The sequence below is a fragment of the Pseudomonas sp. B611 genome (genome assembly GCF_055407965.1).
The window spans coordinates 1-14,605 of record NZ_JBUZST010000030.1; the positions used below are offsets into that span (position 1 = coordinate 1).

Consider the following 14,605-nt stretch of genomic DNA (forward strand, 5'->3'; position numbering starts at 1 on the left):
TGAAAACCGGCGAACGTTAATAGCGTTCCCAGGGTTCGAATCCCTGGTTTCCCGCCAAGATTCATACGAAAGCCTCGCGAAAGCGGGGCTTTTGTGTTTTTGGGGTTTGGGTGGAACGCGACGGTTTTTCAGAGGCGTTCCGAAACTTTTGGGTAGGCGTTCCGAAACTTTGCCTATTTTGATGGTTTAGCAGTGGCGCCAATCCTCCTGTAAACCCGCTTCGTGATCTCCTGCTTGCTGTGTCCCAGTAGCAGGCTTGCATCGCCAATATCGATGATTTCCGATGCTGCTTTAGGTCGGATGTCGCGAAACTGAAAACCGCCAATCTTTGCGGCGAGCAGCGGATCGCCCTGTTCGATTGCTTTGGCGCAAGCTTTTTCCCGCGCCTTGTCCCAGCGCAAGCGCAGCATTCCCTTCGTCATCCGCTTTCCGTGCCTGTTTATCAGCAAGTACTTCGAGAGGTGACCGGCATTCCTCTCCGTAATTTCCCGAATCAACCTACCCAAGCTGTTTTCTCCCTCCTCTGTGCACATCAGGATCCTTAGCTTCAGCCCTGTCTTGCCTTGCGTGACCAAGAAGTAATCCCCCTCAACGTCGTCCCTGCGCATGACGATCACGTCTGCTGGCCGCTGGCCTGTCAGGTAGCCCAGGTCCATGGCTTCCTTGAGTTCCGGTTCAGCCATCCCGTAGACCGCATCCCAAACCGCGGCGTTGGCGTAGTAATCACGTGGTGTTTCCTTGTTCTTGCGGATGCCCTGGCACGGATTCTCCCGCTCGGTCAGGCCCCATTCGCGTGCCATGTTGAACACGTGGGAGAGTAGGGCGATTTCCCGATTGGCCCGTACCCTGGCGGTGCGGGCGTCGCGGTATCCGGCGATGCTGGCTGGTGTGATCGAGTCGATGGGCGCCCCGTCGAACATGGGCCGCAATTGTTTGAGCTCGGCCAGGTTGTCTTTCTGGGTACGCTCGCCTTTTTTCGGAATGACATCGCGGACGTATCGATCAAAGATCCCCTTCATCATCGTCAGATCGGCTGGCTTTTCCTTGGACTCAAGCTCTGCCCACTTCAATCGGGCTTTGCTCAAGTCTCCCCCAAGCGGGATCTCCTTTCCCGTTGAGTCTCTATAGTAATAACCAACCCACACCTTACCGTTCTTGCGAGGGCGTTTTCTACGCACCATTCCCGGCGGTAAGTCCCTGTTTTCAGTGTTTCGAGGTCGCATCTCAGTTCACCCTGGAGAAGTCAGGGGTCCAAGCTGGTCTCGCCTGCGGTGTGCTCTGTTCTGCGAACGTTGGACTGGTCATGCCAAGCTTCATGCGAGCGTACATGCGCCCGACCAATGGCCGACCACCACGGCTCTCAACGAATACCCAATTGCGGTCGTTGAGCCATCTCCGTTGATGGGCACGCTGCTTGTATCCAGTCAGGTCGGCCAGTTCTTCGTCCGAGAAAATTTCAGTTTCTAAAGTTCTGGTGAGTGAGTGGTGCGTATACCCCACAACAGGCTGCGCGAGCGGGCGTTCCTGAGCGTTTAGCGTTGCATCAGCGAGCGCTGCCCCGCGCAGCTTTTCGTGGGGTATAAGTGCCTCGGCAGTGGCGCTGAGAGGAGCAATAATGCCTGCTGCTGCGCAGCAGAGACTGTTTGTTTCTAGCGTGTCGCCACCATTGGCTGTGCGGAGCAAAGCGGACAGGGCGCTGGTGTTGTCCTGGTGGTTCTTCATGCCGCTTTCCTCCGGTGTTCGATAGCGAGTTGGTCCATAAGGCGCTGGTGGTAGGTGAGTCGGGCTTCTGCGGCAGGCCATGGGCGAATGGTTTCGGCCATGGGTTCGATGCCGACCAAGCAATCCCAGATAGCCGGATCGGTTGGCATGAGGTCGCGGCGCTCTGTCGCCAGTGCAATCAGGTCGGCCTTGTAGATGCAGGCGGGGAGTTCTGGAGCGATGTCGAACCGCTCGCAAACGCGCCACCAGATGCAGTCCTCGAAGTGCTGGAAGGCGCTAATCCACTGCTTGAGGGGCCGAGTCATGTCGCCCACGTACGCCTCGGCGGCATCGTGGAGCAGGGCCGCGAGCTTGTACTCTTCCGGCACCAGCTCGGCGACGATGCAGCTGTGCTGGGCCACGCTGTAGAACTCGCGGGTGTGGCCGTTGAAGCGGCACAAGTGGGCCAGCGAGTGCGAGATGTCCCGTGGGTCGATCATGTCAGCGTCGGGCTCGAACAGGTCGAAGCGTTTGCCGGTGGAGGTGAGGATCCAGTTCATGCGGCTTCCCTCACAAGATCGGCCAGCAGCAGGGCGTTGGCGGTGGTTTTGTGCAGCTGACGCAGGGAGTCATGGCCGATCAGCGCTTTCAGCTGGCGGTCGAGCTCCTTGTTGTAGCGGGTCAGTGCGCGCAGTTCCTGGGTCGCCTTGGTGTGCTGCTGTTGCAGGCTACCGGCGGCTTGGGGTGTCAGGCGTAGCATTGGGACGGCGCGGTTCATGCTGCTTTCTCCTGTGCAATTACCTCCAGAAGAGCAGCCATGCCGAGGGCTTTATCACGCAGGTCGAGGGCTTGAAAGGCCTGGCTTTTGGAGTTCATTGCTCGAAACGTGTCTGCAGCAAGTTTGAGTTTCTCCGCAATCGCCAGAAGGAGCAGGCGATCTGCCTCGCCGAGTTTCGCTGCTGCCAAGGCACGGGTGTAATGCTGGTAGAGGGATTTGTGGTTGTCCCTGGCTTGTTCGAGCAAGAGAGTCAGATTCCGGATCGCCTCTGAGTGGTCCGACTGTTGAATGCACTTTCCCTCCTCAATGCCTTCAGCTCGGCCATCAATAATGCCGCCCTTGTAGCCGACCCAGTAGAGGATCGCGAGCCCGGTAAAGATGGTGATCAGTGCGCAGAGTTGAATCGCAGTCATGTGGTGTGCTCCTGGTAGTTTCGTGGCTGGTGGTGGCAGCCGTCTGGGTTACTGGTCGTGCTCGGTTGAGTCGTTTTGTGGCCGAGGCATGTCTTCGTCCGCTCGGTAAGCGCGGATGTCGATCAGTGCTGCGACGTGTTTGATGTGGGCATACCGGATCGCCTTGACGCTGTGGTCCAGGGTGGTCACCGGCAGCTGAATACGCCCGTTGGCGATCGCCTCGGTGAAGGTCTTTTCGTTGAGGTTCTTGAAGTAATGCACGCGCAGCTTTTCCAGGGGGATAAGCACGTCGCCGAAGAGTTGGTGCAGCATCTCGACGGTGGCACTATCCGGGGCGGGTAGCAGTCGTAGCGGTGTCTGGCTGTTGTTGCTCATGGGCTGCGGCCTCCTTGCGTTTGAGTCGTGAAGGGTGGTTCCAGGCGTTCAGGCAATGGCGTTTGGTCAGCTCCCGCAGATGCTCCGGCACTTCGAGGAGCGCAGCGTTGCGCTCCTCGCGTGTGCCCATGGCGACGATCTGGCGGGCGAACTCCCTAGGCCACGTCACGGTTGTCTGCCGGGATGGCTGGCAGTTCGAGCCCTAACTGGTCAGCGAGCCAGCGGATGCCGGCTTGTCGGACCTTGGTCGACTGGCTGTACTGCATGCCGGCGGTTGCGTGATACCAGTTGCTGTCCTTGACACGCAGGTACTCGCGATCCCGCACCGGGAAGGCCGGCAGGTTGCGGTCGTTCAGCAGACCTTTTTCGCGCATTAGTGCAATCAGCTTTGGGCGTGTCAGGCCGAAGTACTTGGCGGCTTTTTCAAGGCTACGTTCCATCGCGATCTCCTAGGCTGCATGCGCGGCGGGAGTCGCCACGGCAGCCAGGTGGGTGATGGATTCCGCGACCATGGAATAGATCTCCACGTCGCTGCCGTACACCGTGAAGCACTTGGAGCGCGGCTTTCGGACGCCGATGCTCATGATGGTGGTGATGCCGGCGCGGGATTTGTTGCGGTGGATCGCCAGGTTGATTGGTTGCTCAAAACCCATGTCGAGGCTGAGCGCGCCGCCGGTTCGCACTAGGTCGAACACCTGTTGTCGGTGCTCTGTTTCAAACACACCGTAACGGCGGTCTGCGTGCGGCGTGGCAGGTGCTTCGGCAGGGTTGGAAGGTCCGTTGACGATCTCTTCAATGAAGTCCGCAAGCTTGAGGTGCATCTTCTTGCTGTTGGTCAGGGTCAGCGTGTGGCGTTCGCTGCCCAGCTCAACCGTGAAGTGCGTGTCGGCAATGCGGCGTTCGACTTTCAGGCGAAAGGACAGAACCTGGCGCTGTGTCTCGGTGCGCAGGAGGTGGTTGAAGGTTTCGGTCAGGCTGACCTGGGCCTTGAGCAGGGCAAGGGTGCGGTTGTCGAGTTTGTACTTGTTCATGCCGCTTGCCCTCCGCCGTTCGGATCGAACGGAGCAGGCGCGGTGCGCTGTTTCAGCTTGGGTTTGGACGCGATGAAGGCGCAGCCGCAGTCTTGTGCCAGGCGGCGAATTTCGAAGATGCGGGAGGGGTTAGCAGCGGCCGGGTGGACGTGCAGGGTGGCTGTGGTGTGCATGGTGTTGCCTCGCTCTGTGGTGGAAGAGTGAGGCAAATATCAACCAAAGGTTGATCTTATGTCAATCAATAGTTGATTTTTCGTGGGGAGGTGTTCTGATTTGCTTTTTTTGCGATGATGGCAAAGGAATGGCTCTTGTGGCCAATTTATATATTTAAGGAGACATCGGATGTCAACGGTTGTAGATGCCAAACTGAAGAAATGGTCAGAGCTATCAGATATTTCTTGGGACGATCTTCTGCTGGGGAACGGTTTCAGTATAAATATCCATCAGGGATTTAGATATGACAAGCTCAAGGATGTTGCAAGTCTAGATGTACTCGATATTCCATTGAGTGGAGCCTCTAAATCTCTTTTTGATAATTACGAGACTAGTAACTTTGAGGATGTGTTGCGTGCGCTATATCATGCCTTGATGGTTGATTCTTGTTTGAGTTTGGGGAAGAAGGGAGAGTTGTTGGCTGGGTATGATAATGTTAGAAATGCACTGGCGAATGCTGTTAATTATTCTCACGTCCCTGAAGGTATGAGCGTTGCTGGTCGGATTAAATCCCAGTTTTGTAGCTTTAAGAAAATCTTCACGACGAATTATGATTTGATCCCTTATTGGAGTATTAATTCTACAGGTTTAGGGAGTTTTAAAGATTTTATGTGGGGGGAGGGGTTTGATAGTTCGGAAGTAAAAAATTTATGGGGGAATTCAACTTATCTGTATTTTTTGCACGGTGGTTTACACTTGGTCGAAGATCGATATGGTTTCACGACGAAGCGTAGGTCTACAGGCTTTGGCTCCTTGAGAGATTTATTCGACATAACGCATTCGGAATTGTTTCCATTAATCATTACTGAGGGGCATTGGAGTAAAAAGCTTGCAAAGATAAAAAGAAATGAGTATCTCTCTTTTTGTTTTTCGGCTTTTAGTGAGTCGAAAAATAATCTCCTAGTACTGGGGCACTCGCTTCATGCAGATTATGACAAGCACATCGTTGATGCTGTTGCTCAATCGCCTAGAAAACATATTGCTATCAGTGTATGGCCAGGAATGCGGCCTGCAGAGATAATTTCTTTTAAAGCTCGAATCAATGAGTCTGTGTCGGCCTATACGAAATTTGTGTTTTACTTCGACTCTACCACCCATCCTCTGACATCAGCGGATATGATAAACATTCCGGGGGGTGTGTAGTTTTGTGTTGGGCTCATTCGGGGATAAATGATCCAACTACCTTGCCGCAGATATGAGTTTCTTCCGTAATGTCTATTATTGGGTATTGCGGATTTATAGGCCTTAAAAACTGACGCCCGGCGTCCTCCACCAACACTTTGAAGGTTGCTTCATTAGTGCGAGGAACTCGGGCGATTACACGATCCCCTGTCTTGGTTTCAGCTTCAGGATCTACAAAAATGATGCATCCCGTTGGGTAGCTTCGACCGGGCCCTGGATTCGTCATAGAGTCGCCAAGTACCTTCAGCGCATAACCGCTGTCGCTGATAGGCACAGGGCATGACAGCCATGATTCGCCGTCATGCTGCTCAAAGTTAGACTCGCACCATGCGCCTGCCTGTACCCACGAAATCAGTGGGACTTTTCCAAATCGCCGAGTAACCTCACGGACATTGCTCTCACCCACATCACTAAGCTGGCGAACATTACTGTCCCCCGTCTGCTCTTTAGGCAGCACGCCATACTCCAACCACTCCCTCCGAACCTTCAGCCATGAACACAGCACAACCATGCTGTCCGCCTCAGGTATGGACTCGCCGTTCAGCCACTTACTGATCGCCTGAGTGCTTTTTTCAGCCCCAACCTTCACCAAATGCTTATGAATATCCACACCACGTCCCCGGGTGCGTACACCGGCATCGTCGAGTGCTTCGTGAAGGCGCGCCGTGAAAGCTGCCCGTAGCTCGTTCTTATCAACCATGAGTTGATACTCTCACAGGGGTTGCGCAATAGTCAGTTGATGTTAATATCAACCGCGAGTTGATAAATGGAGGTTGCCATGCTGGACCCCGCAGATTTTCCGAACGCCATCGCGTTCGCATTTGAAGCAGTAGGCGGCATTGGTGCCGCCGCCAAGGTGTGTGAAAGGAGTTATCAGGCGCTCAACAAATGGCGCCTGGCAGCCAGTCTTCCTCGCACCGATTACACCGGTGAAACCCACTACGCGAAACTGCTGGCGACCGCCGCAAAGCAGAAGGGCAATGCGTTTGACGCTGCCTGGTTGCTCAATGCATCGGCGCCGCAGAAAGCCACAGTGTAGATAGAAAAAAGGCGACCCAAAGGCCGCCCAGTTCCTCCCGGCACACACCACCACAGTGCTGTCGGGTCGCGACGAAGGTAGGAGGGCACACCACATGCAAACCACCTCCCTTTATCGCGCTGCCAAGACACGGATGTCTTGGGTTGCTGCCTTTTCCACCACAGATTAGGCAGCTGTTGCGCCAGAGGTGAGCAACGGATTGTTCGCCTCAGCACGGTGCCGGTTTCGATCCCTAAGATCTGGCCGGCGTTTGGGCCCTTTCAAGCCACGCGGCAAATGTAACACCACTGCATGTCGCGGGGCACTGGCAACTTAGTAGGATTAATGCCATGAGCCGAGTAGCTTTAAGCTGTGTTGATAGAGCGCAAAGGGAAGTCCTGACGCTCGAATTAGCCCTGTACCACGCCGCACGGGATTATCCCGGCGGTGCCGCTGCAATCGCCGCCACCACCGGCCGCAATGCCACCACCTTGCAGCACAAGTTGTCTCCTACCCATCCCTCCCACGCCATCAACATTCAAGAGTTCGGCGAGATCCTCGAACTGACCAAGGACCGGCGCATCCTCGATGCGGTGCATGCCCTGGTCGGTGATACGACCTGGCAGGAGCTGGCTGAAACCTACACCAGCGACATGCCCGAGACCTTGACCACAGGTATTGCCGCGTACTTCCGGCAGGTGGCCGATCTGGCCGACACCTGGGCCAAGAGCATTGGCGATGGCGTTGTGAGTGATCAGGAACTGGCCGAGATTCGCCTGCAGGTGTTTCGCGGTATTCAGGGGCTGCTGGGGATGTTCAACCGCGCCAAATACGTCAACCAGACAACTCGGGGGACGGACCGTGGCTGACATCGCTGATTTTGCAAATGACCTGGTGCAGGAGCGGATCGACCAAGCCGTGGCTGCACGCCTGGCGCTGATGCCCAGCACGGCACCGCATTCCCTGATGTTCTGTGACGAATGTGACGAACCCATCCCTGAGGCTCGCCGCTTGGCACAGCCGGGTTGCACGCTCTGCATTGGTTGCAAGTCTGCTGATGATCTGAGGGCCTCTCGTTATGCTCGATGAAGTGCTCAATCAGTTCGCCGACTACGGCCTCGAACCCGCCCAACCCCTTATCTTCGGCAAACTCACCCGCTGCAAAACCACCCAGGACAAGGGCAAGGAAAAAAACGGCTGGTACGTCATCCACGAACACCGCACCGAAAAAAATGAGATTCTGATCTTCGGCAGCTTCGGTGACTGGCGCTCCGGCGACACCCAAAAAATCAAGGTCAAGGCTGGGCGCATGAGCCCGGAAGAACGCGAAGTCATGCGCGCTCGCCAGGAAGAAGCCAAGCGCAAGGCCGCCGAGATCGCGGCCAACGCATCGCGCCGAGCGGCGAACCGTGCTGCCGGCCTGTTCAAGCGCATGCCCGAAAAGGGCAAGAGCGCCTACCTGGATCGAAAGCAGATCGTCGGCTTCAAGGTCCGCTATGCGCCCCGTACCGGCGCATTTTTGGTGCCCATGTGCAACGTGCGCGACCAGATCGTCGGCCTGCAGGTGATTTTCCCCGCGAAGCAAGAGGACACCGGGCGCGACAAAGCGTATTGGCCCTACGGCATGTCGAAAGAGGGCGCCTTTCACCTGATCGGCCCGCACCCTGAACCAGGTGAGCCGGTGCTGGTGTGTGAGGGCTACGCCACCGGCGCAAGCCTGCACATGGCGACCTCGCTCACCGTCGCCATCGCCTTCGACGCAGGCAACCTGCTGCCGGTCTCCAAGGCCATGCGCGAGCGCTTCCCCGGCTGCCCGCTGATCATCTGCCGCGACGACGACTGGAAGACCAAACGCCCCAACGGTGACGCCTGGAACCCAGGCGAAGAGAAGGCCGCCAACGCCGCGCTGGTCGTCGGCGGTCAAGTAGTCGCCCCGGTGTTCTCCGGCGAGCGCGAGATCAAGTGGACCGACTTCAACGACCTGCACGTCGCCGAAGGTTTGGAGGCCGTCCGCCGCCAGGTGCTGGCGGTGGTCAAGCCACCTGCAGCGGGTGGCTGGAAAGACCAGCTCGCCCGCTCCGAAAACGGCTCCCTGATCGCGCACATGCAAAACGTCGAACTGATCCTGGGCAACGACGAGCGCTGGGCCGGCGTCATTGGCTACAGCGTGTTCAGCTCCAAGATCGTCAAGCTGCGGTCTGCGCCCTTCGGTGGCGGTGCCGGCGATTGGGCCGACATCGACGACATGCGCGTGATGAAGTGGCTCGCGCAGCAATACAACCTGCGGGTCAAAGCCTCCCATGTGATCGAGGCGGTTAGCGTTGTCGCCCACGATCATGCCTTCCATCCAGTGCGTGAGTACCTGGAGAAGCTGGAGTGGGACCGCGTGCCTCGCATCGAAACCTGGTTGACCGACGTGCTGGGCGTCAATGCCAGCGAGTACTCGGCCAAGGTCGGCAAGCGCTGGCTGATCTCCGCAGTCGCACGGGTGATGCGCCCAGGCTGCAAGGCCGACTCGGTGATGATCCTTGAAGGCGGGCAGGGCGCGGGTAAGTCCACGGCCATGGGCGTGCTCGGCGGCGAGTGGTTCATGGACACGCCGTTTGCCCTCGGCGACAAGGACAGCTTCCAGGCGATTCGCGGCAAGTGGATCGTAGAGCTGGGTGAGCTGGACAGCTTCAACAAGGCCGAAAGTACCAAGGCTAAGCAGTTCTTCTCCGCGTCCACTGACACCTACCGCGAGAGCTACGGCCGCAGAACGAATGACGTGCCACGCCAGTGTGTTTTCGTGGGCACCACCAACCAAGAGGAATACCTCAAGGACGCCACGGGCAACCGTCGCTACTGGCCGGTGTTCTGCAACAAGGTCGACCTGGAGCAACTGCGCGAGATCCGCGACCAGCTGTGGGCCGAGGCGTTGTTCTGCTTCGAGGCGGGCGACATCTGGTGGGTGAACAAAGACGAATCCAAGATGTTCGCCGAGGCCCAGGAAGAACGCTTCGTCGTCGACGAATGGGAAGGGCCGATCCTGGCCTGGATGGAAGAGTCGCAGATCGGCGAGACCGCTACCGGCAACGAGATCCTGACCCAGGCGCTGAAGCTGGACTTCGGGCACTGGGGCAAGCCCGAGCAGATGCGTGTCGGCGCGATCATGCACCGGCTGGGTTGGCGCAAGCGGCGTATGCCGGCATTGCCGAAAAGCGGGGTGCGGCCATGGGCCTATGAAAAACCTGCGGGCTGGGGACGTGCGTCTGCGTTGCGGCAGTCGGTGATCGAGGAGCCTTGCTTTGATTAAGCGAATCGACGAGATGCTCAAGCTGTGGGCTCAGGATCTGCATTCGCCTGTGCCGGAAAACGTGGGCGGGCCGAGTGGCGGCAACATGATCGCCATGCTGATGGACTGCAAAGGGGAGTTGATACGTGGCACGCGGGGTAGTCGGGTGCTGCTGGATGAATCGGCGGACATCGAGCTGATCGTCAACAAACACCTGCCGCCGCAGCTGTCGGTCGTCGTGCGCGAGCACTACTGCAATCACGAAAGCTTCCTCTCTCAGAAGATGCTGCACTGCGGGTGCAGTGCGCCGACCTATTACCGACGTCTTCATGAAGCCCACGTCTCCATCGACGGCATGCTGATGGGGAAAGCTGCATGACCCTCGGCATTAATCCGCGTGCTGCTGTCCTACTGTCCGGCCTTGTCCGACTGCCGTTTAGTGCAGTCGGACAGGCGCAGGCCGCGCCGTTGTTGGCCTGTCCTACCGTCCAACCTTCACCCGCCCCACGCACACATAAGCATAGCGGGCACGTAGTCGCGCCCATGGCGCGCACGCGTGCTTTTAGCTTTCTCTCTATACACAAGAAAAAGGAAGTAAAGGTAGGACAGTAGGGCAGAGCCCCGAATTCAGGCGCCTGTAGCTGTCCTACTTCGATCCAGAGTAGTGGGACAGGTCAGGCAGGGCACCAGAAGCGATAGCCGATTGAATGCGTTGTCCCTCCGTTGTACCTGCGTCACACCCACGTCACACCCGTATTGCTCCATGGCATTAAAACCTGCTTGCTGCCATGATAATCCACCTGTAAAAAGTACCCATCTTCGATAGGTGCGACCGCAAGCAGCGGGACACACCACCACACTGAACCCGGCCATTGCGCCGGGTTTTTGCGTTTATGGGGTAGGGCGTTTAGGTCGGAGGGCTCCGCAATGGAAGTACAGATTCGTAACGAAAAGGGAATGTTGATTTGGTCTAGGAATTGCGTAGGCGGATTTACGTCCCCGGCCTACGCATTCGACACGACACTGGAACAGATCAGGGACGCGCTGAACTCAGCACTTGAGGAGTGTATTGGGGAGTTAGCTGTTTCGGATGATGTTGATCGAGTGGCGGATGTTTCCGCTGCCGCCACCTAGATCAATCGTAATGTTCCAATGGCCCGTGCTTGGAGCTGGAATGCGTGCCGGCAACATCTTGTAGAACCCCCCGAAGTATTCGTGTGCTCCACCCCGTTTGAATTTTGAAAAATTCGTATCAGTGGTCAATCGAACATTGCATTGGTGTGAGCATTCGACAACCACGATATCGCCTTGCTCAAGGTATTCACGCGTGTGCAGAAAGTTCATATGGCCTCCTAGCCATTGAGATGTGCGCATTGAAGTTAGCAGAACAATCTTAAAGTGCCATTACGCGGTATCAGTGGCTTGTCCTTATGGAGACAGTTGATGACAAACGAGCAGCAAGCGCTTATTGAGATGCCGATCTGGATGGTGATCGTACTGTCCCTGGTCGGCGGGATTTCCGGCGAGGCATGGCGGGCCGACAAGGCGGGGGTGAGCGGTTGGTCTTTGGTTCGCCGCTTGCTGCTTCGCTCCGGGGCCTGCGTGGTCTGCGGGGTTTCCACCGTGATGTTGTTGCACGCATCGGGCATGTCGGTCCTGGCGGCGGGGAGCATTGGCTGCCTCACCGCGATGGCCGGCGCCGATGTCGCCATCGGCCTGTACGAACGCTGGGCCGCCAAGCGGTTGGGCGTGTGCGATGTGCCTCCCTCGGGGGGAGGTCAAGGGTGAGACGCTGGAGGCCACGGATTACGTGGCCCGCATGCCTTTGCACCAAAATGTGGCGCCGAAAAGTCGCCGGGGACCCTGGCGATATTCGAGGGACACGGGGCATGAAACCCGCGGGAAAGCGTTAGCGGATGGGCTGCCAGCTTACTGAAATTCAATCCATTGAAATTGAAAGGTTTCCATTGAAAACCCGTTGAAAAGGAGGGCTTATGACGGATCCACTGTTCCTGTCTAAAAGCGCTTTCGCGGTTCGCATCGGCAGGACGCCGAGTTACATCACCTGGCTCAAAGGCAACAACCGCCTGGTGCTGTCGCCGGACGGCAAGAAGGTCGATGTGCTGGCAACCGAAGCACTGATCCTCGAAACCGCCGACCCCAGCAAGGCCGCCGTCGCGGCTCGCCACCAGCAAGACCGGATTCAGCGTGACGTTTACAGTCAACTTTCGCCCCTGGTCGAGCCGACTAACACGGCTGCGCCGCAGCAGCCAATCACCGTCAAGGGCCACGACTTCCAGAAGGCTCGCGCCATGCGCGAACACAACCTGGCGCAACTGGCCGAGATTGAGTTGCACAAGGCGCAGGGCTCGCTGGTTGCCAGGGATGCTGTGGAGCTGGGGGCGTACAACGCGGGTCGCCATCTGCGTGACCAGCTGTTCGGCCTGCTGCCCCAGCTGTCCCACAAGCTGGCAGCCATGACGGACCCTTGGGACATCGAAAAACACCTGACGGCGACACTCCGTAAATCATTGGAAGAGGCTGAGCGCATGTCCTCGTCCGACCTTGAACGAGCGATGACAGCGAGTTGACCTATGAACACGGAGTTTCCTGACGGTGACCGTGCGTACCGTGAGGCGTATTTCCGTGGGCTACGTCCCGACCCAGACCTCTGGATCGACGAGTGGGCCGACGAGTACATGCGCATTCCGCGTGATACCGGTGCCCCTGAACCGGGCCAGTACCGCACCGACCGCACGCCGTATGCCCGCGAGCCGATGCGTTGCCTGTCACCGGCCCACCCGTGCCGGCGCGTCGTCACCATGGTGGCCTCGCAACTGATGAAAACGCAGATCGCCTTGAACTGGATGGGTGGCCTGATCCACATGGCGCCGTCCAACATCCTGGCGCTGCTGCCCAGCCTGGGCTTGTCCAAGCGGGTTTCCGGGCGGATCAGCAAGACCATCAAGGCGACCCCGGAGTTGGCTAAGCGCGTGGCTGCCAGCCGCTCGCGGGATGCCCGCAACACCATGGACACCAAGGAGTTCGAGGGTGGCTCGCTGTACGTGACCACGGCAGGCTCGGCGGCCAACTTGTCCGAGCTGTCGGCGCGCTACATTTACGGTGATGAGGTCGACCGCTGGGAAAACGATGTGGGCCAGGAAGGTGACCCCATCGTGCTGGCGGAAACGCGAGCGACCAACTTTGGCCGCAACGCCAAGATCTACTTCTCCAGCTCGCCGACCATCAAGGGTGCCTCGCGGATCGCGGATCTGTTCGAGTCCAGCGACCAACGTTACTACTACGTGCCGTGCCCAACCTGCGGGCACATGCAGGTGTTGGAATGGGAGCGGCTGCATTACAACAAGGACTACAGCACGGTTCACTACGAGTGCGCTGCGCCTGAATGTGACGTCCTGATTGAGGAACATCACAAGACCGACATGCTCGCCCGTGGTGAGTGGCGCGCCCATGGCAGCGGCGATGGCAAGACGGTGGGCTTCCACCTCAACGCCCTGTACTCGCCGATTGGCTGGAAGGACTGGCCCTCGCTGGCCGAGGAGTTCGAAGACGCCAAGAAGGCACAGGCCAAGGGCGACATGGGCCTGATGCAGGTGTTCTACAACACCCGCCTCGCCAAGGTCTGGGACAGCGCGCAAGAGCAGACCAAGGCCGAAGTGCTGGTCGCTCGGGCACGGCTGGAGACCTACACCCTCGGCAGCATGCCGGTGGGCGTGCTGATGCTGACCGGCGCCGTCGACGTCCAGGCCAATCGCCTGGAGCTGATGGTGATGGGCTTCGGAGTCGGCATGGAACGTTGGGTGGTCGACCACCAGGTGATCTGGGGCGACCCAGCCGACGAGCGCACCTGGGCGGTGTTGGACGAAAAGCTCAAGGTTCGCTACCGGCATCCGTGCGGCGTTGCGTTGGCGATCCTCGCGACGGGCGTCGACTCTGGAGGTCACCACACCGACGAGGTGTACCAGTTCTGTCGTGTGCGGCGCTGGCGCAACGTGTTCGCCATCAAGGGCGCGAGCAAACCCGGCAGGCCGGTGATCGCTCAGCGGCCATCCATGGTTGATGTGACCTGGAAAGGCCAGACCGAACGTGGCGGCGCCGAGTTGTGGTTTGTCGGTACCGACACCGCGAAGGACTGGATCTACAACCGCTACGCCTTCGAAGACGGCCCAGGCGCGCTGCACTTTGCCAATGACCTGCCGGACGAGTTCTTCGCCCAGTGCGTGGCCGAGCGCAAGGTCGCTCGATACGTCAAAGGCTACAAGCGTATCGAGTGGGTCAAGGGCAAGGCCGAACGCAACGAGGCGCTCGACCTGATGGTGTATTGCCTGGCGATGGCGCATTACCTCGGCATCAACCGCTACCAGGAACATGACTGGGAGCGGGTGCGACAGGCTCTGGCTCAGTCCGGTTTGTTCGACGATGCGTTGGGCGTCAAGCCTGTGCAGGGCGAGCGTGTCACTGCTGAAGAAACACCGGTACCGGTAGCGGCACGTCAGTCACAGCCTGCACCGCCGCCTTTTGCACCCGTTGCCCAACAGCGACCCGCCGCCCCCCCACAACGCCGCAGCTCCACGAGCGGTTACCTGAAGAGACGCTGAT

The 14,605-nt window shown here is 58.2% G+C and carries 21 protein-coding genes; 9 read left to right on the forward strand and 12 right to left on the reverse strand.

The features are described 5' to 3' along the window. Positions 1–173: 173 nt before the first annotated feature. The 10 genes from ACZRMO_RS29260 to ACZRMO_RS29305 form a co-directional block, all read right to left on the reverse strand. Positions 174–1,223 (reverse strand): tyrosine-type recombinase/integrase, encoded by a 1,050-nt coding sequence (locus ACZRMO_RS29260; protein ID WP_463975165.1) that lies wholly within the window; start codon positions 1,221–1,223, stop codon positions 174–176. A gap of 1 nt (position 1,224) precedes the next feature. Next, positions 1,225–1,500 carry a DUF4224 domain-containing protein gene (locus ACZRMO_RS29265; protein WP_463975213.1) on the reverse strand — a complete coding sequence of 92 codons (276 nt, stop codon included), beginning with the start codon at positions 1,498–1,500 and terminating at the stop codon, positions 1,225–1,227. A gap of 218 nt (positions 1,501–1,718) precedes the next feature. Then, the gene (locus ACZRMO_RS29270) at positions 1,719–2,261 is read right to left on the reverse strand and encodes a phosphohydrolase (RefSeq protein WP_463975166.1); all 543 of its coding nucleotides are present in this window, start codon (positions 2,259–2,261) and stop codon (positions 1,719–1,721) included. Then, positions 2,258–2,479 (reverse strand): hypothetical protein, encoded by a 222-nt coding sequence (locus tag ACZRMO_RS29275; RefSeq protein ID WP_463975167.1) that lies wholly within the window; start codon positions 2,477–2,479, stop codon positions 2,258–2,260. The genes ACZRMO_RS29270 and ACZRMO_RS29275 overlap by 4 nt, the downstream gene beginning before the upstream one ends. Then, positions 2,476–2,892 (reverse strand): hypothetical protein, encoded by a 417-nt coding sequence (locus ACZRMO_RS29280; protein ID WP_463975168.1) that lies wholly within the window; start codon positions 2,890–2,892, stop codon positions 2,476–2,478. The genes ACZRMO_RS29275 and ACZRMO_RS29280 overlap by 4 nt, the downstream gene beginning before the upstream one ends. A 48-nt stretch (positions 2,893–2,940) precedes the next feature. Beyond that, complete coding sequence (locus ACZRMO_RS29285) at positions 2,941–3,267, reverse strand: pyocin activator PrtN family protein (protein ID WP_463975169.1); 327 nt, start codon at positions 3,265–3,267, stop codon at positions 2,941–2,943. Beyond that, a complete protein-coding gene (locus tag ACZRMO_RS29290) occupies positions 3,218–3,436 on the reverse strand; it encodes a hypothetical protein (RefSeq protein ID WP_463975170.1) in 219 nt (72 codons plus the stop codon). The genes ACZRMO_RS29285 and ACZRMO_RS29290 overlap by 50 nt, the downstream gene beginning before the upstream one ends. Continuing rightward, on the reverse strand, positions 3,423–3,707 hold the full coding sequence (locus ACZRMO_RS29295) for a phage antirepressor KilAC domain-containing protein (protein WP_463975171.1): 285 nt from the start codon (positions 3,705–3,707) through the stop codon (positions 3,423–3,425). The genes ACZRMO_RS29290 and ACZRMO_RS29295 overlap by 14 nt, the downstream gene beginning before the upstream one ends. Positions 3,708–3,716: 9 nt before the next feature. Continuing rightward, positions 3,717–4,298, reverse strand: a complete 582-nt coding sequence (locus ACZRMO_RS29300; protein WP_463975172.1) for a hypothetical protein — start codon at positions 4,296–4,298, stop codon at positions 3,717–3,719. Further along, on the reverse strand, positions 4,295–4,471 hold the full coding sequence (locus ACZRMO_RS29305) for a hypothetical protein (protein ID WP_163001876.1): 177 nt from the start codon (positions 4,469–4,471) through the stop codon (positions 4,295–4,297). Before ACZRMO_RS29305 ends, ACZRMO_RS29300 begins: the two co-directional genes overlap by 4 nt. A 169-nt stretch (positions 4,472–4,640) precedes the next feature. On the opposite strand from ACZRMO_RS29305, the gene ACZRMO_RS29310 reads away from it, so the two are divergent. Beyond that, on the forward strand, positions 4,641–5,654 hold the full coding sequence (locus ACZRMO_RS29310; RefSeq protein WP_463975173.1) for a DUF4917 family protein: 1,014 nt from the start codon (positions 4,641–4,643) through the stop codon (positions 5,652–5,654). 13 nt (positions 5,655–5,667) lie between these two features. Here ACZRMO_RS29310 and ACZRMO_RS29315 read toward each other — a convergent pair whose 3' ends face one another. Beyond that, the gene (locus tag ACZRMO_RS29315) at positions 5,668–6,393 is read right to left on the reverse strand and encodes a LexA family protein (RefSeq protein WP_463975174.1); all 726 of its coding nucleotides are present in this window, start codon (positions 6,391–6,393) and stop codon (positions 5,668–5,670) included. A gap of 78 nt (positions 6,394–6,471) precedes the next feature. On the opposite strand from ACZRMO_RS29315, the gene ACZRMO_RS29320 reads away from it, so the two are divergent. From ACZRMO_RS29320 to ACZRMO_RS29340, 5 genes are all read left to right on the forward strand, one after another. After that, positions 6,472–6,732 (forward strand): hypothetical protein, encoded by a 261-nt coding sequence (locus tag ACZRMO_RS29320; RefSeq protein ID WP_122426250.1) that lies wholly within the window; start codon positions 6,472–6,474, stop codon positions 6,730–6,732. A 329-nt stretch (positions 6,733–7,061) separates the two neighbouring features. Then, on the forward strand, positions 7,062–7,580 hold the full coding sequence (locus tag ACZRMO_RS29325; protein WP_463975175.1) for a phage regulatory CII family protein: 519 nt from the start codon (positions 7,062–7,064) through the stop codon (positions 7,578–7,580). Continuing rightward, the gene (locus ACZRMO_RS29330) at positions 7,573–7,800 is read left to right on the forward strand and encodes a TraR/DksA C4-type zinc finger protein (RefSeq protein WP_463975176.1); all 228 of its coding nucleotides are present in this window, start codon (positions 7,573–7,575) and stop codon (positions 7,798–7,800) included. The genes ACZRMO_RS29325 and ACZRMO_RS29330 overlap by 8 nt, the downstream gene beginning before the upstream one ends. Beyond that, complete coding sequence (locus tag ACZRMO_RS29335; RefSeq protein WP_463975177.1) at positions 7,790–10,006, forward strand: VapE domain-containing protein; 2,217 nt, start codon at positions 7,790–7,792, stop codon at positions 10,004–10,006. Before ACZRMO_RS29330 ends, ACZRMO_RS29335 begins: the two co-directional genes overlap by 11 nt. After that, entirely contained in the window at positions 9,999–10,364 is a 366-nt protein-coding gene (locus ACZRMO_RS29340) for a PA0613 family protein (RefSeq protein WP_463975178.1), read from the forward strand. The genes ACZRMO_RS29335 and ACZRMO_RS29340 overlap by 8 nt, the downstream gene beginning before the upstream one ends. A gap of 698 nt (positions 10,365–11,062) precedes the next feature. Here the strand turns inward: ACZRMO_RS29340 and ACZRMO_RS29345 are convergent. Then, positions 11,063–11,329, reverse strand: coding sequence for a DUF1883 domain-containing protein (locus ACZRMO_RS29345; protein ID WP_463975179.1), 267 nt, complete (start codon positions 11,327–11,329; stop codon positions 11,063–11,065). Between the two features lie 99 nt (positions 11,330–11,428). Here ACZRMO_RS29345 and ACZRMO_RS29350 point away from each other — a divergent pair, with 99 nt between their 5' ends. From ACZRMO_RS29350 to ACZRMO_RS29360, 3 genes are all read left to right on the forward strand, one after another. After that, the gene (locus tag ACZRMO_RS29350) at positions 11,429–11,773 is read left to right on the forward strand and encodes a phage holin family protein (RefSeq protein WP_122426255.1); all 345 of its coding nucleotides are present in this window, start codon (positions 11,429–11,431) and stop codon (positions 11,771–11,773) included. A 206-nt stretch (positions 11,774–11,979) separates the two neighbouring features. Beyond that, a complete protein-coding gene (locus tag ACZRMO_RS29355) occupies positions 11,980–12,576 on the forward strand; it encodes a terminase small subunit (RefSeq protein ID WP_463975180.1) in 597 nt (198 codons plus the stop codon). A gap of 3 nt (positions 12,577–12,579) precedes the next feature. After that, positions 12,580–14,604 carry a phage terminase large subunit family protein gene (locus tag ACZRMO_RS29360; protein WP_463975181.1) on the forward strand — a complete coding sequence of 675 codons (2,025 nt, stop codon included), beginning with the start codon at positions 12,580–12,582 and terminating at the stop codon, positions 14,602–14,604. Position 14,605 lies beyond the last annotated feature (1 nt).

Excerpts from the sequence above, each read along its gene's own strand:
- ACZRMO_RS29325 (WP_463975175.1), top strand. The coding sequence starts at position 7,062 with ATGAGCCGAGTAGCTTTAAGCTGTGTTGATAGAGCGCAAAGGGAAGTC.
- ACZRMO_RS29345 (WP_463975179.1), bottom strand. The coding sequence starts at position 11,329 with ATGAACTTTCTGCACACGCGTGAATACCTTGAGCAAGGCGATATCGTG.
- ACZRMO_RS29350 (WP_122426255.1), top strand. The coding sequence starts at position 11,429 with ATGACAAACGAGCAGCAAGCGCTTATTGAGATGCCGATCTGGATGGTG.
- ACZRMO_RS29320 (WP_122426250.1), top strand. The coding sequence starts at position 6,472 with ATGCTGGACCCCGCAGATTTTCCGAACGCCATCGCGTTCGCATTTGAA.
- ACZRMO_RS29285 (WP_463975169.1), bottom strand. The coding sequence starts at position 3,267 with ATGAGCAACAACAGCCAGACACCGCTACGACTGCTACCCGCCCCGGAT.
- ACZRMO_RS29295 (WP_463975171.1), bottom strand. The coding sequence starts at position 3,707 with ATGGAACGTAGCCTTGAAAAAGCCGCCAAGTACTTCGGCCTGACACGC.
- ACZRMO_RS29305 (WP_163001876.1), bottom strand. The coding sequence starts at position 4,471 with ATGCACACCACAGCCACCCTGCACGTCCACCCGGCCGCTGCTAACCCC.
- ACZRMO_RS29260 (WP_463975165.1), bottom strand. The coding sequence starts at position 1,223 with ATGCGACCTCGAAACACTGAAAACAGGGACTTACCGCCGGGAATGGTG.
- ACZRMO_RS29280 (WP_463975168.1), bottom strand. The coding sequence starts at position 2,892 with ATGACTGCGATTCAACTCTGCGCACTGATCACCATCTTTACCGGGCTC.
- ACZRMO_RS29310 (WP_463975173.1), top strand. The coding sequence starts at position 4,641 with ATGTCAACGGTTGTAGATGCCAAACTGAAGAAATGGTCAGAGCTATCA.
- ACZRMO_RS29315 (WP_463975174.1), bottom strand. The coding sequence starts at position 6,393 with ATGGTTGATAAGAACGAGCTACGGGCAGCTTTCACGGCGCGCCTTCAC.
- ACZRMO_RS29275 (WP_463975167.1), bottom strand. The coding sequence starts at position 2,479 with ATGAACCGCGCCGTCCCAATGCTACGCCTGACACCCCAAGCCGCCGGT.
- ACZRMO_RS29335 (WP_463975177.1), top strand. The coding sequence starts at position 7,790 with ATGCTCGATGAAGTGCTCAATCAGTTCGCCGACTACGGCCTCGAACCC.
- ACZRMO_RS29355 (WP_463975180.1), top strand. The coding sequence starts at position 11,980 with ATGACGGATCCACTGTTCCTGTCTAAAAGCGCTTTCGCGGTTCGCATC.
- ACZRMO_RS29270 (WP_463975166.1), bottom strand. The coding sequence starts at position 2,261 with ATGAACTGGATCCTCACCTCCACCGGCAAACGCTTCGACCTGTTCGAG.
- ACZRMO_RS29360 (WP_463975181.1), top strand. The coding sequence starts at position 12,580 with ATGAACACGGAGTTTCCTGACGGTGACCGTGCGTACCGTGAGGCGTAT.
- ACZRMO_RS29300 (WP_463975172.1), bottom strand. The coding sequence starts at position 4,298 with ATGAACAAGTACAAACTCGACAACCGCACCCTTGCCCTGCTCAAGGCC.